Source organism: Terrabacter sp. 2TAF16 (assembly GCF_052115065.1).
Lineage (GTDB): Bacteria > Actinomycetota > Actinomycetes > Actinomycetales > Dermatophilaceae > Terrabacter.
On record NZ_JBFRFZ010000006.1, the window covers coordinates 375,441 to 395,539 of the forward strand.

Here is a 20,099-nt window from a genome sequence, read left to right on the forward strand (position 1 = left end):
TGCATGAAGGTCGAGATCTGGTCTGACATCGCCTGCCCGTGGTGCTACATCGGCAAGCGCCGCTTCGAGAAGGCACTGGCCGCGTTCCCGCACCGCGACGAGGTCGAGGTGCAGTGGCGCAGCTACCAGCTCGACCCGACGCTGCCCGACCACCACGACGGCACGGAGCTCGACTACCTCGTCGACCGCAAGGGCATGTCGCGCGCCCAGGTGAGCCAGATGTTCGACCAGGTGACGGCGATCGCCGCCGACGAGGGCCTGCGCTACGACTTCGGGTCCGTCGTCGTGGCCAACAGCTTCGCCGGGCACGAGCTGCTCCACCTCGCGAAGGCCCGCGGCGTGGGCGAGGAGGTCAAGGAGGCGCTGCTGTCGGCGCACTTCGAGCACGGGGAGGACATCGGCGACCGTGAGGTCCTCGTTCGCATCGGCGTCCAGTCAGGGCTCGACGCCGACGAGATCGCGCGCGACCTCGCGTCACACACGTGGCGGGACGCGGTCGTCGCCGACATCACCGCCGCGAACTCCCTTGGCATCAGAGGCGTTCCGTTCTTCGTGCTCGACGAGAAGTACGGCGTGTCCGGCGCTCAGCCCACCGAGCTCTTCACCCAGGCGCTCGAGCAGGCCTGGCGCGAGTCGCACCCCCTCGTCATGCTCCAGCCCGTCGCGACGGGGATCGCCACCGACGCCACCGACACGGTCGCCTGCGGGCCCGAGGGCTGCTGAGCGCTCCCCCGGGGTCACGCCGGCCGCGCTCGCATGGCCGCGACGAAAGGTGCCACCGGGCTGAGCCGGAGCACTTCGTCGAGACGGCGCGTCACCGCCGTCGACCCGTCGAGGTGCACCCGGCCCGACCGCAGCGCCGTGGTCAGGGGCAGACGGCCGAGCCACACGGCATACAACGACGCCACGTCGCTGCTGATCGTCACGTCGACGGGGAAGCCCGGGTCGGTCATGCACACCGAGGGCGTGCCGTGCTCGACGAGGATCCAGAAGTGGCGCGCATCGTCGTCGAAACGCAGGTGGAGCACGTGCCGGTCACCCGCCAGGACGGAGGTGTCGACGCGCGTGTGCATCCACCAGACGAGCAGCTGGGCGTCGAGCTCCTCCGGCTGCGGATCGCCGAACATCCAGTCGGCTCCCCACTGCGCCAGACCGAAGACGACCGGCTCGAGCGCGCGCCCCGATGGGGTCAGCACGTAGCGGGTGCCCGACCGCTCGACGACGCCGTACCGCTCGAGATGGCGCAGCCGCTTCGTCAGCAGCGTGCGCGACAGCCCGGGCAGGCCCCGCGAGAGGTCGTTGAAGCGCGTCGTCCCCGTCAACAGGTCGCGCAGGATGAGCAGCGACCACCGCTCCCCCACGACGTCCAGCGTCCGTGAGATCGGGCAGTACTGGCCCGCCCCGGGATCATGTCGTCCCATGGCCCACCTCCGGTCGGAGGCCGCGGACCCTGACCTGCACCGCGGCCCACCGCCCAGTATCGGTCCTCGACGTGCACCGCGTCAGTCCACTTCGTGTACTGGAGCCCGCGTCGGCGGCAGCGGACGCTGGAGACAGACGGCCCGGGTGGGCCGCCGGGCCGCCGGATCGCACCGGTCCCGTCACCGATGGAGGGAACGCGAATGACGACACACACCCGGACGACGGAGGCCACCGCCGCCGACGCCGCACTCAAGGCCCGGCATGCCGCCATGTGGGCGCTCGGCGACTACCCGGCCGTGGCGCGGGAGGTCATCCCGGAGCTCGGCCGCGTGCTCGTCCATGCGTGCCGCGTCGCGGCCGGACAGGACGTCCTCGACGTCGCCGCAGGGACCGGCAACGCCGCCATCCCCGCAGCCCGGACCGGCGCACGCGTCGTGGCGAGCGACCTCGCCCCCGAGCTGCTCGACGTCGGCCGCCGGCTCGCCGCCGAGGCCGGAGTCGCGATCGACTGGGAGCAGGGCGATGCGGAGGCCCTTCCGTATGCCGACGCCTCCTTCGACGTCGTCCTCTCGTGCGTCGGCGTGATGTTCGCGCCGCACCACCGGGCCGCTGCGGACGAGCTCGTCCGCGTCGCACGACCGGGCGGAACGGTGGGGCTCGCCAGCTGGACGCCGCAGGGCTTCATCGGGCAGATGTTCGCGACGATGAAGCCGTATGCCGCGCCGCCGCCTCCGGGCGCGCAGCCGCCCCCGCTGTGGGGCGACGAGTCGCACGTACGCGAGCTCCTCGGGAGCCAGGTCGCAGACCTCACGGCCGAGAAGCGTTCGCTCGCAGTGCATTTCGAGCACCCCGAGGACTTCCGGGACTTCTTCAAGCGCGCCTACGGTCCGACGATCGTCACCTACCGCGGCATCGCCGACTCCCCGGACGCGGTCGCAGCCCTCGACGCGGCCCTGCTGGACCTGGCCCGCGACCACCTGGACGCGCACGGGCGGATGGGGTGGGAGTACCTCCTCGTCACGGCCCGACGGGCGTGAGATCCGGTCCGTCCGGCTTAAGGGTTTCTTGACCCGGGCTTGAGGCGGCTGGTCGAGCGACTCCGTAGGCTCGGGAGGATCTTCCGCCTCCGGATGGAGTCATCGTGGGCTCGACCCCCGTCGGCGGTCGGCGCATGTGGTGGGGCGGCAGGGGCGGCGCATCTCGGCGGCGACTCGCCCCTGCACTGTGGGCGCTGCTCGTCGCCGCTGCCCTCGTCGTGCCGCTGTGGGCTCTGTGGTCGGCGCCCGACGGCGCGCACCAGGGGCCGCTGAGGGTGGTCTCGCTCGTCACGGCCCTCGCCGCCGCCTCGCTGCTCGTGCTGACGTTCGTGCTGCCGAGCCGTTTCCGCCCCGTCACGGGCTACCTCGGCGTCGAGCGGCTCCTGCGCAACCACCGAGCCCTGGCGCTCGCGGCGGTGGCGCTCGTCGTCGCCCACGTCGTCGTCGTGGTCCTGCGGCCCGGCCCGGGGATCGCGCTGCTCGACCTCCGTGTCGCGCCGCCACGCGTCTGGGCCGCGACCATCGCGACGGTGGGTCTGGTCGGCGTCGTCGCGCTGGGCCTCAGCCGCCGGCGCCGGCGGCCACGGTACGAGGGGTGGCGCCTCGTCCACGTGCTGCTCGCGCACGTGGTGCTCCTCGCGACGGCACTGCACGTCCTGTGGCTGGACGACCTGACCCGCTTCTCGTCAGCTCGCCTCTGGTTCGAGGGTCTCGCCCTGCTCCTCGTCCTCGCCTTCGTGCACCGCTGGGTCTGGCGACCTCTGCGGTCCTACCGCAACCGCTATGTCGTCGACGAGGTGCGGCACGTCTCGCCGACCGCGACGACCCTCGTGCTGCACGCCGCCGGTCACTCCGGCGTGGCCTTCCGGCCCGGACAGTTCGCCTGGCTCAAGATCGGCACCTCGCCGTACGTCTTCGAGGAGCACCCCTTCACCATCGCCTCGGCCGCGACCGAGCCCTGGCGCAAGGAGTTCACGATCAAGGGCATGGGCGACTTCAGCGAGCTCATCGCGGGCCTGCGTCCCGGACGCAGCGTCTTCATCGACGGACCGCACGGGTCGTTCACCCTCGACGGACTGCGCTCCGACCGCTTCGTCCTCATTGCCGGCGGCGTCGGCATCACCCCGATGCTCAGCATGATCCGCACCCTGGCCGACCGGGGCGACGAGAGACCCGTGCTGCTCGTCGTCGCCGGCCGCACGGCCGACGACCTGCTGCACCGCGCCGACGGGGAGCACCTCGGCGAGCGACTCGACCTCCACGTGGTCGAGATCCTCGAGGAGCCGCCGGACGAGTGGGACGGCGAGGTGGGGCGGTTCACGGCGGCGGTGCTCGAGCGGGCCCTGCCCCAGCGTCGGTCCAAGCAGGTCGTCGACTACTTCGTCTGCGGACCCGGGCCCATGGTGGCCGCCGCGACCGAGATCATCGGCGACCGCGGCGTGCCCTCGCGGCGCATCCACACCGAGCTGTTCGACGTCGTCTAGGTACGCCCGCAGAGTCGCTGGGCCAGCCAGACCGGGATGGTCGAGAGGACGATGGGCACGATGCGACGACGTTGATGACGGGCGCCTGCCGGTCGTCACGTCGTCGGACCCGACGTGGGTGTCGGACGACCTGCTCCGGAGACCGCCGTTCCTCGTGCTCTCACCGCGCTGAGGCTCCACCTCAGCGGGCGGACGTCCGCGGGGGCGCCGGTCGCGCGGACGTCCCTCGCGCCCGCTCACGCCCGGCCATGGCCCTCCAGAGCAGCAGCGAGGTCCCGAGCGTGGCGGCGAGGCCGGTGAGGAGCAGCCAGGTCAGGGGACGGTCGGTGTAGAGGTCGGACCGCGCCCGCACGGCCCCGACGAGGATGAGCGTCAGCATGACGACCTCGACCTCGACCATGAGCCGCAGGCGTACCCACCTGGTGTCACGGAGCACGACGAGACCGGCGCTGCCGAGGCAGAAGACCGCACCGACGACGCGGCACGTGAGCGGTGTCAGCAGCCACGGCCAGACCGGGATCACGAGGCTCGGGACGGCGAACATCACGAGGCCCTGCGCGAGCGCGAGGCCAGCACCGCCGGCGACGACCGCCCGCGCACCCGGACGGAGGCGCAGCTCGTCGGGGCGGGGCAGCGCGGCGACCCTGGTGTTGGCCACCCAGGCCGCGAGCACGAGGAACGGGGCGACGAAGTAGAGCGTGGCCCAGAGCCAGAAGGCGACGTGGCCGTGGTTGAACCGGTCCCAGTGGATGACCGTGGCGACCCCGAGCAGGGCCGCGAAGAGGGTGACGGACAGCAGGCCGGCACCGACCCGCGCCCACCGCCGCTCACGCGCGACGCGGACGAAGAACCACGCCCCGCCGAGATAGGCCGACCCGAGCACCATGGGGGTCAGGCTCGGCCTGATCGTCCAGGCGAAGAGGCGCCCGGTGTCGGACGGGAAGCCGTAGAGGATGACGAACGCGGTGAGCAGGATCGGCACGAGCACGACGCAGAGGACCCGGGTGGCCGGCAGGACGCGGTCGTCCCTCCGAGTCGTCGAGGGCGGGGACGCAGGGTCGACGCGCCCCACGGCCCCTCAACCCCTCGATCGTCCGACCGCGTCGAGGTCGACGAGGGCGCTGGCCTGCGTGGGGTCGAGGTCGAGGCCCGCCGCCCCCGCGACGAGCGCGTAGAAGCGGCGCATCAGGTCACGCGCACGCTGGGGGTCGTTGTCGGGGAAGGGCGCCCACGCCTGGTTGGCCCGGAGCACGAGCCACGCACCGCGCAGCGTGTCGGGCCCGTTCATCCCGAAGCCCGCCGCCACCATCGCCACCGACGCCCGCAGGAACGTCGCCCATTCGTGCCGGTAGTGGGCCACCCACCCATCCGTCTCGCGCTGCCCGACGGTGACCGCGTCGAACGACCTGGGCCCGTGCGTCCGTGCTCTCATCAGGCCTCCTCGACCAGTAGCGCCCCCGCGCGACGGCGTCCGGATTCGACTGACACCGTGCGACTCCCGCTCCAGAATAGGAGCGAGGGGCGGCATGCGTGAGGAGAACGCGATGACCGGAACCGAGGGTGGGCGCACCATCGACGACGTCCTCGAGCGGATGACCGCGACCCTCGAGCAGATACCGCCGCAGCTCTCCGCCCGGCGAGCGTTCCTCGCGACCTACCAGCGCACGACGCGGGCCGTCGGCGACGCCATCGAGGCCGCCGCCTTCGAGGACCCGGAGTGGGTCGAGGTGTGGGACGTCGTCTTCGCCGACCTCTACCTCGACGCCCTCGACGCCGACCTGTCGGGTGACCCGGGACGTCAGGCACCGCGCCCGTGGCGGCTCGCGTTCGGGGCTCCCGCCGACCTGCCGCCGCTGCGGCAGGTGCTCCTCGGGATCAACGCGCACATCAACTACGACCTGCCGCAGGCCCTCCTCGGCGTCATCAGCGACGCCGACTTCGCCGACCCCGTCCGGCTCGACCGGCGGCGACGCGACCACGAGCGCATCGACGGGGTGCTGTCCGCCCGGGTCGCCGCGGAGGACGACGAGCTGGCCACCCTGAGTGCCAAGAGCGCGCTCGACCGGGTGCTGACGCCGCTCAACCGCGCCGCCTCGACCCGCTTCCTGCGCGAGGCCCGCACCAAGGTGTGGCACAACACGACCGAGCTCCAGCGGGCTCGCGTCGATGGCCCGGAGGCGTATGCCGTCCGGCTCGCCGAGCTGGAGGTGCTCAGCGCCGCTCGCATCGCCGACCTGCTCGCCCCCGGACAGGTGCTGCTCCGGCTGGCCGTGGCCGGCTTCGGCGTCGTGCTGCCACCGGCGCGCTGACGCCGCCACACGCATACGCGAGCAGGCCTCCCGGACACAGGAGAGGCGCCACTCGCTCGGGGGTCCGAGTGGCGCCTCTTCTGACCCCTCCATCGGCAGGGCCAGCCGGGGCGTTACAGCGATCCGAGAAGTTTGTTCCGCGCCATCCACCTCAGCCGCAACACGGGGCTCACGCGCTGGCAACCGCGGCGTCACGTCGGTCGGTCACCGTGGAGTGATCAGCCCCGACCCACGGAGGCCAGACCCCATGACGACGACCGAACGAGGGATCGCCCTCGTCGCCCACGACAACAAGAAGCCCGACCTGCTCCGGTGGGCTGCCTTCAACAGCGAGACGCTCGCGAAGCACCGCCTCTTCGCCACGGGCACGACGGGCACGCTGCTGCAGTACGAGCTGGGCCTGCCCGTCACCCGGCTGCTCAGCGGTCCGGTCGGTGGCGACCAGCAGATCGGCGCCCGGATCGCCGAGGGCCTCATCGACCTGCTCGTCTTCTTCTGGGACCCCCTCGAGCCCCAACCGCACGATCCCGACGTCAAGGCGCTCCTGCGGGTGGCCGCGGTCTGGAACACGGCCGTCGCCTGCAACGTCGCGAGCGCCGATCTGATGATCTCCTCGCCCCTGCTCTCGGGTCACTACACGCCGGTGCGTCCCGACTTCGGCGACCGCTCCCTGACCGACGACGCCCCGGCGGGTGGGCCACCCCTCGTGGCCTGACGTGCGCGCCGGGGACCGTGCCCGCCACGCAGGGCGTGTCGGGGCGGCCCCTTCTGGTCAGGTCTGCTGCACCGGCTCCGTGGCCGAGGTCGATCGGGTGGTGGCCGTCCGAGGAAGCCGCGCGGCAGCGGCGAGGCCCGCCATCCCGACCACGCCCAGAGCGGCCATGGCGAGTCCGTAGCCCCGTTCCGGGGTCGTCGTCAGACCGGCGACGAGGATCGTGCCGGCGACGGCCGTCCCGAGGCAGGAGCCGAGGTTGGAGACGCTTCGCGACAGGCCCGAGATCTCGCCCTGACGGTCCTGGCTGAAGCTGGACTGGACCACGTTCACCGAGGGGGTCAGCATCGTGCCGAGGCCGACGCCGATCATGAGCAGCCCCGGGATGAAGGCCCAGGCGTTCGACGACCCCGTCACCAGGGCGAGGAGCAAGGCGATGCCGCTGGTCGAGATGGCGAAGCCCGCCAGGATGAGAGTCCGCTGGGCGAGACGTTGGGCTAGACGGCCGGCTGCCAAGGAGGAGACGAGCAGGCCGACCGTGGCCGCCGTGAAGATCACGCCGGTCGAGATCGCGTCGTAGCCACGGACCACCTGCAGGTACGCCGAGACGACGAACGACACACCCATGAGGATCAGCCACTGCGCGCTCTGCGTGATGAGCCCCAGGTTCGAGGTGCGGTTGTGGAAGAGCGAGGTAGACAGCAGCGGTTCCTCGCCTGCGCGTTCCATGGCGATCACCGAGCGGAAGAACCAGAACAGCACCGCTGCACCGAGGGCGAGCAGGGCGACCATCAGCCAGCCGCTCTCGTCGGCAGCGAGGATGCCCATGACGACGAGCACGAGACCGACCGCGGACAGCACCGCCCCGCGCGTGTCGAACTGACGCGTGGGATCCGCTGGCACGGGGTCCTCGATCCGCCGGCTGAGCAGGACGATGACGCCCACGACGACGGCCTGGAACAGGAACGCTGCCCGCCAGCTGACTGCCGAGGTGATCAGGCCACCGATCAGTGGGCCGGCTGCGGCCCCGACCCCGCCGAGGGCACTGATGACGCCGAACGCGCGGGCCCGTGAGGTGGTCTCGGTGAACAGCATCGTCGTCAGGATGTAGACCGGCGGGATCAGCAGGGCCGTGCCGACCCCCTCGAGGATCGAGTTGCCGAGGATGAGGACCCCCAGACCAGGGGCCGCCGCACTCATGAGGGCGCCGATGCCGTAGAGGACGAGACCGACGGTGAAGCAGCGCCGCCGGCCGTACCGGTCGGTCAGCTTGCCGGCCGGGATCATCAGCGCGGCCATGACGAGCAGGAAGATCGTGATGGCCGTCTGCACGCCCTGCACCGTCGTGTCCAGGTCTTCGCTGATGTCGTTGATCATGACGTTCATGTTCGAGCCGGCAAAGCTGCAGATGAACTGGGCCAGGGCCAGCGGGATCAGGACCCGGCGCAGGTCGGTCGAGGTCCGGGCCACGGCTGGTGTGTCGTTCATGGCGTTGCTCCTACGTCGGTGGGATCGGGGGGCCGTCCGCGAGTGAGGCCCTCGCCCGGATGAGCTCGGCGACGGACCAGGCCTGGAAGGGGCAGCCGGTCGCGCCATGCGGCGCGTCCCCGTCCGCCGTCTCGGACACCGAGCCGAGCCCGAACTCGGACAGGTGCAGCTCGAGTCCGTCGAGGAGGCCGGTCGTGTCCTCCTGGGCACGGCGCACCGCGTCCACGTACGGACCCATGAGCCAGGGCCAGACCGTTCCCTGGTGGTAGGCCCGGTCACGGGCGGCGGGGCCGCCTCGGTGTCGGCCGAGGTAGGCGGGGTCCTCGGGCGACAAGGACCGAAGCCCGACCGAGCTCGCCAGGTCGGCGCGGCAGGCAGCGACGACAGCCGCAGCGGCCCGGGGGTCCTGCACGGGGCCGTGGGGCAGCGACGCGGCCAAGAGCTGGTTCGGGCGGCACTCGGTGCGCGCCTGTCCGGCGTCGTCGACCAGGTCGGGCAGGCCGTTCGGGCCGACGGGGAAGAGAGTCATGAAGGAGGTGATTGCCTTGTCCCGCAAAGCGACCCAGTCTTCGGTGGCGCGCCCGACCTGTTCCAGCAGGTCGATGGCGCTCCCGAGCCCGTTGATCCAGAGCGCTTCGACCTCCACGGGACAGCCGGAACGCGGGGTGACCGGCCGGCCGTCGATCCGCGCATCCATCCAGGTCAGGGCCCATCCGTCGGCCCCGCCCCGCACGAGACCGGTGGCCGGGTCGACGCGGATGCCGAAGCGGGTGCCGGCCCGATGTGCGGACAGGATGTCGACGACGGTGTCGGCGAGCTGCGCGGCCAGGTCCAGGTCAGCGGTGCCTGCGACGTGCCGACCCAGTGCGTGCAGGAACCAGAGCGTGGCGTCGACGGTGTTGTACTCCAGCGTGCCGACGTCAGCGGTGTTGGCCAGCATGCCCTCGGACACGCTGTCGGCCGCTCGGACGAGCACCGAGCGGCCCTCCTCGGCCCGGCCCGTCGCGAGGAACAGTCCCTCGTAGGAGGTGAACAGGTCACGCGACCACTCACCGAACCACGGGTAGCCGGCCACCGCGGTGGGGCCGCTCGGGGTCCGCACCACGAACCGGTCCGCCGCGACGGCCAGGGTCCGATCGACAGCGCCACGTGCACCGGCCTGCACCGCCAGCGCGTCGGCACGCGCCCGGGCGTCGGCCACGAGGGCCACCGCGTCCGGAGACGGGGCGCCCAGGTCTGTCGTAGCCGTCACCGCGAGCACGTCACCGGCCCTGAGCTCGGCGGTGAAGGTGCCTGCGGCCCAGAGGTCCTCGGTCGCACCCAGCCCTCGGGCCGCCTCCTCCCGATGGTGGACCCCGCGGTACCACTCGCCCCCGGGACGGTAGTTCGGGCCCTCCACCCGGTAGGCGGACTCGAAGACGAGGCCGGACCCGGTCGGCTCCACGTCAGGGTCGGCACCGGCGAACCGGTCACCGTGCTGGTCGCGCCACGTGCAGAGCGGAGTCAGCTCCAGGCGCGCCTCCCCGCCGAGCAGGCGGTGCACCACCGCCACCGCGCTGAGACCGTGAGCCATGGCCACCTCGACCTCGAGCTGGACGGCGCCGAGGTCGAAGCGCCATCGCGGCACCCCGTCGGCCAGGTCGAACGAGGCGAGCTGCTCGTGCCCGCGGGGATCGACGACGCCCCCTTCCCACTCGTGGGTCGACAGCCGGATGCGGCGGTCGCCGACCACCACGACCGTGTCGAGCGCGGCCAGCCCGAGCATCCGGGACGCACCAGCCGGTGCCGTGGGGGCCAACAGCAGGCCGTGGTATCGACGGGTGTGCAGGCCTGAGACCGTGCCGGAGGCGTACCCGCCGAGCCCGTCGGTCACCAGCCACTCCCTCGACGATGCCTCGTCGAGGGAGCCGCAGACACCCCGACCGAACGCGATCCCGGTGGCGGGCCTCGGGGGGCTCACGGGCCCCACGGCTGCTCGCTGCCGGCGAACGGGTCGGGCCGGCAGATCAGGTCTGCCACGAGTCCGGTCCACCCGGTCTGGTGACTGGCTCCCAGGCCGGCGCCGTTGTCGCCGTGGAAGTACTCGTAGAAGGTCACGTTGTCCCGCCATCGGGGGTCGTCCTGCAGCTTGTCGACCCAGCCGTGGCAGGGCCGACGGCCGTCGGGGCCCCTGAGGAACAACGAGATCAGACGCCGGCGCAGATCCTCGGCGCAGTCGCCCAGGCCCTGCGTGCGTCCACTGCCCGTGGGGTACTCGACCTCACCCGCTGCACCGAGTGAGTGGGCATAGCGCTGGAGGTTGCGCAGCACGAGGTAGTTGACCGGCATCCAGACCGGTCCGCGCCAGTTGGAGTTGCCGCCGAACATGCCCGTCGTGGACTCGGCGGGCTCGTAGTCGACCGTGACCGTCGACCCCGCGAGCTCGAGCGACACGGGGTGCTCGAGGTGGTACCTCGACAGCCCTCGCAGCCCGTGCGAGGACAGGAACTCGTCCTCGTCGAAGACCCGGGCCAGGACCCGGCGCACCTCCTTCGCCGGGACCACGCCCAACGCGACCGCCTCGGTGCCGGGAACCGGGACCACTCGTCCAGCGCCGCGGTCCGGGTGGCTGGAGTCCTGTCGGCCGAGGAAGCCCGAGAAGCGCTTCTGGAGGGTCGCCAGCGTTGCCAGCAGGTCGGGCCCCACGACGACCATCCCCATCAGCGGCAGCACCCCCACCATCGACCGCACCTTGATCGGGACGGTGCTGCCGTCGGTGGAGTGGAAGACGTCGTAGAAGAAGCCGTCCTCCTCGTCCCAGAGTCCCTGGGAGTGCATGGCGTCGACGATGAGGACGAAGTGCTCGATGAACTTCACCTCGATGTCGGTCCAGGCGTCGTCCTTCTCGGCGAGGATCCTCGCGATCTCCAGGAGGGTGAGCGAGTAGAACGCCATCCAGCTCGTCCCGTCCGCCTGCTCCAGTCGACCACCGGGCGGCAGGTGCGACCTGTCGATGGCGCTGATGTTGTCCAGACCGAGGAAGCCACCGGCGAAGAGGTTGTCGCCCTCCGGGTCCATCCGGTTGACCCACCACGTGAAGTTCATGAGCAGCTTGGGCATCAGGCAGGCGAGGAAGTCGGTGTCGCGCCTGCCGTCGATGTCCCACACGTGCAGGGCCGCCCAGGCGTGCACGGGCGGGTTGGCGTCGCCGAAGGCCCACTCGTAGGCCGGGAGGGCCCCGTTCGGGTGCTGGAACCACTCCCGGCAGAGCACGAGCAGCTGGTACTTGGCGAACGCCGGGTCGAGATGAGCCAGGGCGACGGTGTGGAACGCCATGTCCCAGGCAGCGAACCAGGGGTACTCCCACGGATCCGGCATGGACAGGATGTCGCGGGCGTCCACGTTGAGCCAGCCGGCGTTGCGCCCGGACCGTCGTTCCGCCGGCGGTGGGGGCTGCGTGGGGTCCCCCTCCAGCCAGCGCTTCACGTCGTAGCGGTAGAACTGCTTGCCCCAGATCATCCCCGCGAAGGCCTGCCGCGCCACCAGGCGGGCGTCCTGCTCGACGTCTGCCGGGATCACCTCGGCATAGAACTCGTCGGCCTCGGCGCGACGCTGCTCGATGACTGCGTCGAACGGCGCGCCGAAGGCGGGCGCCGAGGACGGCGCCCGGAGGCGGACGCGCACGACCTGCGTCTCGCCCGGGGCCACGGTCAGGCGGTACCAGGCCGCGCTCTTCGACCCGACCCGTTCCGGGTTGACCGTCGGCGCGCCGGTCACGACGTGGTCGTTGACCCCGTCCTTCGGGTAGTCCGCTGAGGAGTCGGAGCCGTACAGCCGCCGGCTGTTGGTCTCGTTCTCGCAGAACAGCAGCTCGGGCGACTCACCGGTGGGCCCGGGCGCGAGCTCCCACTCGAGCTCGCCGAACCGCGGGTGCTCCACCGCGACCCGGTCGGGGCCCGTCGCGCTGAGCGAGGGCCGGGTGGCGCCCACGTCCCAGGACCACGTGTTGCGGAACCACAGCTGCGGCAGGACGTGCAGCGTCGCCACGTCGGGGCCCGCATTGGTGACGCGGACCTCCATGAGCAGGTCGTACGGGTCGGCCTTGGCGTGCACGACGTCGACCACCCAGTAGCGGTCGTCGTCGAAGACACCCGTGTCCATGAGCTCGTACTCCGGCTGCGTCTGGTCGCGAAGGCCGTTCTCGGCCACGAGGGCGGCATACGGGTACTCGGCCTGCGGGTAGTGGTAGCGCCAGTGCAGCCACGCGTGGCTCGGCAGGGCGTCGAGGAACCACCAGTACTCCTTGACGTCCTCGCCGTGGTTGCCCTCGGGGCCGGTGAGGCCGAACATCCGCTCCTTGAGGATCGGGTCGCGGCCGTTCCACAGCGCCAGGGCCATGCACAGGTTCTGGTCGACGTCGCTGACGCCTGCCATGCCGTCCTCGCCCCAGCGGTAGGCCCGGGAGCGGGCGTGGTCGTGGGGGAAGTAGTCCCAGGCAGCCCCGCCGGCGCTGTAGTCCTCACGCACGGTTCCCCAGGCCCGCTCGGAGAGGTAGGGCCCCCAGTCGTACCACGGGGTGGCCCCGTGGAGGCCGTCCTCGGGGTGGCTGAACGAATCCACCCTGCTGCGTTCCGTTCCGGACATGTGGGCTCCCCTTCGTCGGACGTCCAGTACAGCGGATGAAGATGTCGACGGGATGAACTCCGTGACTCGGCGTGTTACCGGGGCGACTGCCGGTCGACCAGCCGCCCGCCTGGAGCACGTACCGCGGCGACGACCGACTCGCGGAGCTGGTGCAGGGCCGCCGCGCGGGCACCGGAGAGCTGCGGCCGGTCGCCGTCGAGAGCAGCGACGACCGGAACGGGTCGCGGCAGCTCGGCGGACCGGCGACGCAGCTCGTCGACGAACGCGACGTCGCGCCCCCAGGCGCCACCGACGACGACCATCTCCGGGTCGGCGAGCGCGATCGCCGCGCCGAGGACACCCAGGACGGCGGTGCCCAGGGCGACGAGCGTGCTGTCGCCAGCGGCGGCCTCGCCGATCCTCTTCCGCAACAGCTCGACGTCGATGGCGGTCGAGCCCGGTCGACGCAGCCCGAGGTGGGCGAAGACCTCGGTCAGACGCACGGCCCGACCGTCCGGCCCCTCCGTCAGGAGGTGGGCGATCTCCCCGGCCAGGCCGGCGTGACCACGCCGTACCTCACCGTCGGACACGACGGCGCAGCCGAGCCCTTCGTCGAGGTAGAGGTAGACGAAGTCGTGCGAGCCCCCGACGGCCCCGGCGTCGCCGGACGCACGCTCGGCCCGGGCCGCCCAGTTCACGTCGTTGTCGACGAGGACGGGCCCTTCGACGGCTCCCGCGAGCAGCGCCGGCGCGTCGAGGTCACCGACGAGGAAGGGGGCGTCGGGCAGGTGCACGAGCCGGCCGGTCCCGCGGTCCACGGGGTCGGCCGCGCTGACCACCGCCACGCGCAGCCTGGGCGCCGCGCCCGCCCCCGCACGCTCGCCGGTGCCGGCTCGTCCGCCGCCGGCGATCTCGGCGACGGCCCGCGTCAGGGCCAGGCCCACGGCGCCGACGCCGGCGTCGCGCGCCAAGGCGATCTCGGTCGCGGCGACCACCTCGCCGAAGGCGTCGACGGCCTCGGCCACGACCCCGTGCGGGGTGATGCTGACGACGAGGGCGGCGCCGGAGTCGGGCGCGAGCGTGTAGTAGGACCCGGCCCGACCACGGCCCGAGCTGCGCTCCCCCGTGTCGACGACGAGGCCGGCGTCGACGAGACGCCGCACTCCCTCGGAGATCGTCGGCTTCGAGATGCCGGTCAGGGCCGCGACCTCGGCCCGGGTGAGGCGCCCGTGCTCCATCAGGGCGTGCAGCACGTGCTCCTCGGTGAGCGAGCGGAGCAAGTCGAGGCTCGGTTTCGCGGACGACATGCACCCATTCTAGTTAGGACTCTTGCCCAAATGCGTCACGACGCGCTACCGTCATTCTTCGTAAGGAGTCCTGACCAAAGGAACCATCATGACCACCACGCACGTCACCCCCGCCGACACGGACCTCCCGCACTGGGAGACCCCGCCCGACGACCTGCCCGCAGCGATCCGCGAGGTCAAGAGCGCGATCCGGGCGCGCATCGAGGCGTCCGGCCGCACCGTCGCCGAGGTCTTCGCGGTCGTCGAGGCGCGGGTCGCCGAGCGCGTCGCCGAGATCCGCGCGGCCCGCGAGCGCGGCGAGGACGTCTGGCCCGTCATCCACTACGCCGACATCGAGCAGGGCACGGTCACCCCGGAGCAGCTCGAGGCGCTGCGTCGGCGCGGCTGCCTCGTCGTCCGCGGCCACTTCCCGCGCGAGCAAGCGCTCGCCTGGGATGCCGGCATCGTCGACTACGTCGAGGGCAACGCCTTCTTCGAGAGCTACCGGGGGCCGGGCGACGACTTCTTCGGCAGCGTCGGCTCGAAGCCCGAGATCTACCCCGTCTACTGGTCCCCCGCGCAGATGGAGGCACGACAGAGCGAGCGGATGGCCACGGTCCAGTCGCTGCTCAACGCGCAGTGGACGCACGAGTCCGACGGCGTGCAGTGGTTCGACCCCGACCGCGACTCCCTCTACCCCGACCGCATCCGCCGCCGGCCGCCGGGCGCCGACTCGAACGGCCTCGGGGCGCACTGCGACCCCGGCACGCTGGACCTCTGGATGACGCGGGGCTACCAGCAGGCCTTCCGCCACCTCTTCGACGGCAGCGTCGAGCAGTACGACCCCTGGGACGCCGCCCACCGCACCTCCGGCCCGCAGTACCCGGGCACGACGATGTGCTCGGCCTTCCGCACCTTCCAGGGCTGGACCGCGCTGTCCGACATGGACCACGACCAGGGCGTCCTGCACACGGTCCCGATCCCCGAGGCGATGGCATACCTCATGCTCCGCCCGCTGCTCGACGACGTCCCGGACGACGACATGTGCGGGGTCACGACGAACCAGGTCTTCCCGGCCAGCGAGCGGTGGCACCCGCTCCTGCTCGAGGCCCTGAGCGGCATCCCGGACGTCCGCGCGGGCGACTCCGTGTGGTGGCACTGCGACATGATCCACAGCGTCGCGCCCGTCACCGACCAGCAGGGCTGGGGCAACGTCATGTACATCCCCGCCGCGCCCTGGTGCGAGCGCAACGAGCGGTATGCCGCCAGCGTGCGTGAGGCGTTCCTCAGCGGTTCCAGCCCGAGCGACTTCCCAGAGGAGGACTACGAGCGCAGCTGGCCCGACCGGTTCGCCCCCGAGCAGCTCAACGAGACGGGACGCCGGGGGCTCGGCCTCGACTGAGCTCAGTCGGCGAGGAAGGCCGCGACCCGCTCCTTCGGCCGGCCGATGATGGCGCGGTCACCCCTGACGAGGACGGGTCGCTGGAGCAGCCGTGGGTGCTCGGCCAAGACGGCGACGACCTGCTCGCGGGTCTCGACGTCGGCGTCGGTCAGCCCGAGCCCGGCGAAGTGCGCGTCGCGGCGGACGAGGTCGGTCGGTGGGTCCTCGAGCTTGTCGAGCAGGCCGCCCAGCGCGGCCGCGTCGAGCGGGTGGCGCAGGTAGTCGACGACCTCGGCCGCGACGTGCGCGTCGTCGAGGCGCTCGAGGGCAGCCCGGGACGTCGAGCAGCGGTTGTTGTGCAGGATCGTCACGTCGCTCATGGCGCCGAACCCTAGCGTCGACCGGCGACGCACCGGGACGAGGGTGGCCCAGCCCCTTGTCCCCTCGTACGACACCGGAGGACGATCGACGGGTCAGGATGGTCCGCGGCGACGACGCGTGGTGCTCGAGGAGTGCTCATGGGGATTGGCGACAGGCTCAGCAAGGTCAGGCCACGGAAGCACGGTGACGACGCATCCGACGGGCAGGCGCTGGACGTCGCCCGATACGCCTTCCTGCTGCGCGTGGCGTCCTCGGACGCGCTCCGCCAAGCACACCGCGAAGCCTTCGCCACGCTCTCGTCGGAGCAGTCGGAGGCCCTCTTCCTGCGTCTCGCCCACGACCTGCCGGACGGACTGCGGCCGCCGACGGCAGAGCCGGCCGACCTCGCCCAGGCCGCCTTCTCGGCGGAGCTGCTCGACCACGGACATCTGGTCAGGATCCTGCGCCGCCCGGGCCAGGGTGTCACCGAAGGGCACGCGGTCGGTTCCGGCGCGGCTGAGGGTGGCGCGCTGCTCTACGCGCACTCGCTCCTCGCGTCCGTCGCCGCCGCGGTGGCCGTGTCACCTGCGGTCACGGAATGGCTCGCAGGCTTCCCCAACTCTCCGGAGGCCGCGCAGGTCGACCCTTCGCTCTTCGTCCGCAGTCCCGGCGCAGGCACCTACGGCTCGACGCTCGCCCGACACACCGGCGTCGCCGGCCACTGAGTGTCGGGGGGTGCGCCTCAAACCTGCCGCGTGGCCAGGGCCTCGAAGTTCTCGTACAGCTCGGGCACGCCGTGCTCTTCGCGCAGCTTCTTGGCTGCGGGCCCGACGCGCGACCACAGTCCCGACATCCAGAGCCAGTCGAGGACGAGGTCGGTGTCCAGGAGCCCGTTCTTCGTGAGCGTCCCGATGGTTTCACCCCAGTTGAGGACTCGGGCGACGAGCACGTCGTCGGTCGAGGCGGTCTCGGGGTCGAAGTCGTCGGACCAGATCGCCTGCTGGGCCTCCTCGATGCCCATCGTGGAGCCCCACTGGGCCACCTGCACGAGCAGTGCTCCGTCTGCCTGGTTCGGCATCTCGATCTCCCTCGTCCGGGCCCGATGTGACTCCTACGAACGCTACTCGTCGCTGTCGCGCCCGACAGGCCTTCGTCAGAACTGCGACGCAGGAGCGGCACCGAATGCACGTGGACCGTGCGCCAACGCGGTCCCCGGCGCATCTCGAGGTCCGGACACACTGGGCTCGCACCCACCGGGACGGGGTCAGGGGAGCCTGCGACTGCTACCTTCGTTCCCAGTTGCCGTCCCAGTCCGTCAGGTGCGGGCTCGGCACGACGAAGCTGCTGCGCGAAGGTTCGCGTGACGCGCCCGTCGTGACCAGCGGCAGCCTGAGGTCTCCGCACGGGAGGCCTCGCAGACAAGAAGAGGCAACACCAGTGGCAACAGGCACCGTGAAGTGGTTCAACAGCGAAAAGGGCTTCGGCTTCATTGAGCAGGACGGCGGCGGCGCCGATGTCTTCGTTCACTACTCGGCCATCGAGAGCGGCGGCTACCGCGAGCTCCAGGAGGGCCAGAAGGTCGAGTTCGACGTCACGCAGGGCCCGAAGGGCCCCCAGGCGGAGAAGGTCAAGGGCATCTGACCCCCAACAGCCTTCGGTGACTTCGGTCCCGCGCAGATCCCCGACCTTCTGGTCGGGGATCTGCTTTTTCACGGGCGAGCCCTCGCAGGCCGCACCGGCGGTGACGGCTCGCTGTCCACCGGTCGCCACGAGCAGGGAACCTCGCCATGTGTGGCGACGCGCACAGACGGCGGGCCGGTCGCGGCCGATCCTGAGGCATGGACATCACCAAGAGCTTCACGTGCATGATCGGCCGGCACCGCTGGGAGCCTGCGGCGGACGACCCGACACACGGCCGCACCTGCACGGAGTGCGGTAGGCACCGTCCCGGTGCGCGAGGCGCCCGGCTCGGCGCAGGTCGATGCGACTCCGCCGGCTTCGGGGCCGAGAGCGGTTGGGGCTACTCCAACGGCGACGGGTTCGGCGGGGGATTCTCCGGCGGCTTCGACGGGGGCGGTTTCGACGGCGGCGGCTGCGGTGGCGACGGCAGCGGCGGCAGTTGAGCGCGGGCGAGAGGACCGATCATGCGACTGAGGAACGCCCCGTGCTGGGTCATGGGGCACATGTATCGACGCCAGCCGGGTGACAAGGACGTGATCATCTGCCAGCGGTGCGGCAGCCGGGAGCTCCTCGAGGTCAAACGCATGCGTGACAGCGCGAACCGACCCTGGGGGTGAGCCGCTCAGACGTTGAAGCGGAACTCGACGCGTCGCCGTCCGTTCGCACGGTTCTAGCCGTGCTCACCACGGTGAGATTGAAGGTCACGGATCCGATGCGCCGGGACCCCTGCATACAAACCGTCGGGCGCGGTCGACTTGGCGACCACCGTCCCGGCCGCTATCACACACCCAGGCGCGACATCGACTCCTGGCAGGATCGTGACGCTGGCACCCGTCCAGGTGCCGTCGCCTATGGTGACCGATCCATAGGTTAGTGGTCCCGCTCGACGTTCACCGCGATCCAACTCATGCGAGCGAGTCAGCACCCGGCAGTATGGCCCGACCGCGACGTTACGACCGATCACAACCGGGGGGTCGCCCTCGAAGAAGCTGCCGGTGTTGATGTAGGAGCCGTCCCCGATCTGGATGTCGCGAAACCGGAACTCGACGCCAGGCTCGATCCAACAATTGCCGATTCCTACCATGCCCAGTCTGCGTAGGGTCTGAAGTCGCTGGACGCCCCCCATGTACCGACTACATGCGAACTGCTGGGCGGCGGCCGACAGACGCCACTTGATTCCAAACACCGCCTCACTCCCCCGACCCGTTACTTAGTAGTTACATTGTGCCGGAACTCCACGACGTCGCCGTCGGCCATGACGTAGTCCTTGCCCTCGATGCGGACCTTGCCGGCGGCCTTGGCGGCGTTCATGTTCCCCGCCGAGACGAGGTCGTCGAACGAGACGACCTCGGCCTTGATGAAGCCGCGCTGGAAGTCGGTGTGGATGACGCCGGCGGCCATCGGGGCGGTCCACCCCTTGCCGATCGTCCACGCACGCGACTCCTTGGGGCCGGCCGTGAGGTAGGTCTGCAGCCCGAGCGTGTGGAAGCCGGTTCGGGCGAGCTGGTCCATGCCGGACTCCTCGGCCCCGAAGCTCTGGAGCAGCTCGAGCGCCTCGTCGGGCTCCATCTCCATGAGATCCATCTCGAGCTTGGCGTTGAGGAAGACGGCATCAGCCGGTGCCGCGAGCTCACGCAGCGACGCCTGGAGGTCCGCGTCGGCGAGCTGGTCCTCGTCGAGGTTGAAGACGTAGATGAAGGGCTTGGTCGTCAGCAGACCCAGCTGCTTCGCCTCGGCCAGGTCCACCCCTGCGGCCGGCCCGGCGGCATACAGCGTGTGACCCTCCTCGAGGACCTTCTGCGCGGCGACCGCGAGGTCGACGGCGGCCTTCCTGTCCTTGTTGACCCGGGCCTCCTTCTCGAGGCGGGGCACCGCCTTCTCGAGCGTCTGGAGGTCGGCGAGGATGAGCTCGGTGTGGATCGTCTCGATGTCGCTCGCGGGACTCACCTTGCCGTCGACGTGGACGACGTCGCCGTCCTCGAAGGCGCGGACGACCTGGCAGATCGCGTCGGCCTCACGGATGTTGGCGAGGAACTTGTTGCCGAGCCCCTCCCCCTCGGAGGCGCCGCGGACGATGCCGGCGATGTCGACGAAGCTCACCGTAGCCGGGAGGATCTTCTCCGAGCCGAAGATCTCGGCGAGCGCGCCGAGGCGCGAGTCCGGCAGCGGGACGACGCCGACGTTCGGCTCGATCGTCGCGAACGGGTAGTTCGCGGCGAGCACGTTGTTCTTGGTCAGCGCGTTGAAGAGCGTCGACTTGCCGACGTTGGGGAGACCGACGATTCCGATGGTGAGTGCCACGAGGACAAGAGTTTAGTGGCGATCGGGCCCGGCTCCG

The 20,099-nt window shown here is 71.1% G+C and carries 20 protein-coding genes; 9 read left to right on the forward strand and 11 right to left on the reverse strand.

What is annotated here, in order from left to right; all coding sequences use genetic code 11:
• Nucleotides 1–3: 3 nt before the first annotated feature.
• Nucleotides 4–723 (forward strand): DsbA family oxidoreductase, encoded by a 720-nt coding sequence (locus AB4Z14_RS10525; RefSeq protein WP_442275151.1) that lies wholly within the window; start codon nt 4–6, stop codon nt 721–723.
• A gap of 14 nt (nt 724–737) precedes the next feature.
• On the opposite strand, the gene AB4Z14_RS10530 is transcribed toward AB4Z14_RS10525, so the two are convergent.
• Nucleotides 738–1,421, reverse strand: coding sequence for a winged helix-turn-helix transcriptional regulator (locus tag AB4Z14_RS10530; protein ID WP_442275152.1), 684 nt, complete (start codon nt 1,419–1,421; stop codon nt 738–740).
• 201 nt (nt 1,422–1,622) lie between these two features.
• Here AB4Z14_RS10530 and AB4Z14_RS10535 point away from each other — a divergent pair, with 201 nt between their 5' ends.
• Together AB4Z14_RS10535 and AB4Z14_RS10540 are read left to right on the forward strand one after the other, a co-directional pair.
• Nucleotides 1,623–2,459, forward strand: a complete 837-nt coding sequence (locus AB4Z14_RS10535; protein ID WP_442275153.1) for a class I SAM-dependent methyltransferase — start codon at nt 1,623–1,625, stop codon at nt 2,457–2,459.
• Nucleotides 2,460–2,563: 104 nt separating this feature from the next.
• Nucleotides 2,564–3,943, forward strand: coding sequence for a ferredoxin reductase family protein (locus tag AB4Z14_RS10540; RefSeq protein WP_442275154.1), 1,380 nt, complete (start codon nt 2,564–2,566; stop codon nt 3,941–3,943).
• 181 nt (nt 3,944–4,124) lie between these two features.
• On the opposite strand, the gene AB4Z14_RS10545 is transcribed toward AB4Z14_RS10540, so the two are convergent.
• A complete protein-coding gene (locus AB4Z14_RS10545) occupies nt 4,125–5,015 on the reverse strand; it encodes a hypothetical protein (protein WP_442275155.1) in 891 nt (296 codons plus the stop codon).
• A 6-nt stretch (nt 5,016–5,021) separates the two neighbouring features.
• On the reverse strand, nt 5,022–5,375 hold the full coding sequence (locus AB4Z14_RS10550; RefSeq protein ID WP_442275156.1) for a hypothetical protein: 354 nt from the start codon (nt 5,373–5,375) through the stop codon (nt 5,022–5,024).
• A 112-nt stretch (nt 5,376–5,487) separates the two neighbouring features.
• On the opposite strand from AB4Z14_RS10550, the gene AB4Z14_RS10555 reads away from it, so the two are divergent.
• Both AB4Z14_RS10555 and AB4Z14_RS10560 read left to right on the forward strand, forming a co-directional pair.
• Nucleotides 5,488–6,252, forward strand: coding sequence for a DUF5995 family protein (locus AB4Z14_RS10555; protein WP_442275157.1), 765 nt, complete (start codon nt 5,488–5,490; stop codon nt 6,250–6,252).
• Between the two features lie 247 nt (nt 6,253–6,499).
• Nucleotides 6,500–6,967 carry a methylglyoxal synthase gene (locus AB4Z14_RS10560; protein WP_442275158.1) on the forward strand — a complete coding sequence of 156 codons (468 nt, stop codon included), beginning with the start codon at nt 6,500–6,502 and terminating at the stop codon, nt 6,965–6,967.
• 57 nt (nt 6,968–7,024) lie between these two features.
• On the opposite strand, the gene AB4Z14_RS10565 is transcribed toward AB4Z14_RS10560, so the two are convergent.
• From AB4Z14_RS10565 to AB4Z14_RS10580, 4 genes are all read right to left on the reverse strand, one after another.
• A complete protein-coding gene (locus AB4Z14_RS10565; protein WP_442275159.1) occupies nt 7,025–8,452 on the reverse strand; it encodes an MFS transporter in 1,428 nt (475 codons plus the stop codon).
• Nucleotides 8,453–8,462: 10 nt separating this feature from the next.
• On the reverse strand, nt 8,463–10,325 hold the full coding sequence (locus tag AB4Z14_RS10570; RefSeq protein ID WP_442275160.1) for an amylo-alpha-1,6-glucosidase: 1,863 nt from the start codon (nt 10,323–10,325) through the stop codon (nt 8,463–8,465).
• A gap of 83 nt (nt 10,326–10,408) precedes the next feature.
• The gene (locus AB4Z14_RS10575) at nt 10,409–13,075 is read right to left on the reverse strand and encodes an MGH1-like glycoside hydrolase domain-containing protein (RefSeq protein ID WP_442275161.1); all 2,667 of its coding nucleotides are present in this window, start codon (nt 13,073–13,075) and stop codon (nt 10,409–10,411) included.
• Between the two features lie 74 nt (nt 13,076–13,149).
• Nucleotides 13,150–14,361: an ROK family protein gene (locus AB4Z14_RS10580; protein ID WP_442275162.1), complete on the reverse strand. Its 1,212-nt coding sequence runs from the start codon at nt 14,359–14,361 to the stop codon at nt 13,150–13,152.
• 88 nt (nt 14,362–14,449) lie between these two features.
• On the opposite strand from AB4Z14_RS10580, the gene AB4Z14_RS10585 reads away from it, so the two are divergent.
• Nucleotides 14,450–15,742, forward strand: coding sequence for a DUF1479 domain-containing protein (locus tag AB4Z14_RS10585; RefSeq protein WP_442275163.1), 1,293 nt, complete (start codon nt 14,450–14,452; stop codon nt 15,740–15,742).
• 2 nt (nt 15,743–15,744) lie between these two features.
• Here AB4Z14_RS10585 and AB4Z14_RS10590 read toward each other — a convergent pair whose 3' ends face one another.
• A complete protein-coding gene (locus tag AB4Z14_RS10590; protein ID WP_442275164.1) occupies nt 15,745–16,101 on the reverse strand; it encodes an arsenate reductase family protein in 357 nt (118 codons plus the stop codon).
• Between the two features lie 138 nt (nt 16,102–16,239).
• Here AB4Z14_RS10590 and AB4Z14_RS10595 point away from each other — a divergent pair, with 138 nt between their 5' ends.
• Nucleotides 16,240–16,806 carry a hypothetical protein gene (locus tag AB4Z14_RS10595; protein WP_442275165.1) on the forward strand — a complete coding sequence of 189 codons (567 nt, stop codon included), beginning with the start codon at nt 16,240–16,242 and terminating at the stop codon, nt 16,804–16,806.
• Nucleotides 16,807–16,823: 17 nt separating this feature from the next.
• Here AB4Z14_RS10595 and AB4Z14_RS10600 read toward each other — a convergent pair whose 3' ends face one another.
• A complete protein-coding gene (locus AB4Z14_RS10600) occupies nt 16,824–17,159 on the reverse strand; it encodes a DUF4760 domain-containing protein (protein WP_442275166.1) in 336 nt (111 codons plus the stop codon).
• 359 nt (nt 17,160–17,518) lie between these two features.
• On the opposite strand from AB4Z14_RS10600, the gene AB4Z14_RS10605 reads away from it, so the two are divergent.
• Both AB4Z14_RS10605 and AB4Z14_RS10610 read left to right on the forward strand, forming a co-directional pair.
• Nucleotides 17,519–17,722: a cold-shock protein gene (locus AB4Z14_RS10605; RefSeq protein WP_009777120.1), complete on the forward strand. Its 204-nt coding sequence runs from the start codon at nt 17,519–17,521 to the stop codon at nt 17,720–17,722.
• Nucleotides 17,723–17,919: 197 nt separating this feature from the next.
• Complete coding sequence (locus AB4Z14_RS10610; RefSeq protein WP_442275167.1) at nt 17,920–18,204, forward strand: hypothetical protein; 285 nt, start codon at nt 17,920–17,922, stop codon at nt 18,202–18,204.
• Between the two features lie 227 nt (nt 18,205–18,431).
• On the opposite strand, the gene AB4Z14_RS10615 is transcribed toward AB4Z14_RS10610, so the two are convergent.
• Nucleotides 18,432–18,887 carry an acyltransferase gene (locus tag AB4Z14_RS10615; RefSeq protein ID WP_442275381.1) on the reverse strand — a complete coding sequence of 152 codons (456 nt, stop codon included), beginning with the start codon at nt 18,885–18,887 and terminating at the stop codon, nt 18,432–18,434.
• Between the two features lie 80 nt (nt 18,888–18,967).
• On the reverse strand, nt 18,968–20,062 hold the full coding sequence (ychF, locus tag AB4Z14_RS10620) for a redox-regulated ATPase YchF (RefSeq protein ID WP_442275168.1): 1,095 nt from the start codon (nt 20,060–20,062) through the stop codon (nt 18,968–18,970).
• Between the last annotated feature and the right edge of the window lie 37 nt (nt 20,063–20,099).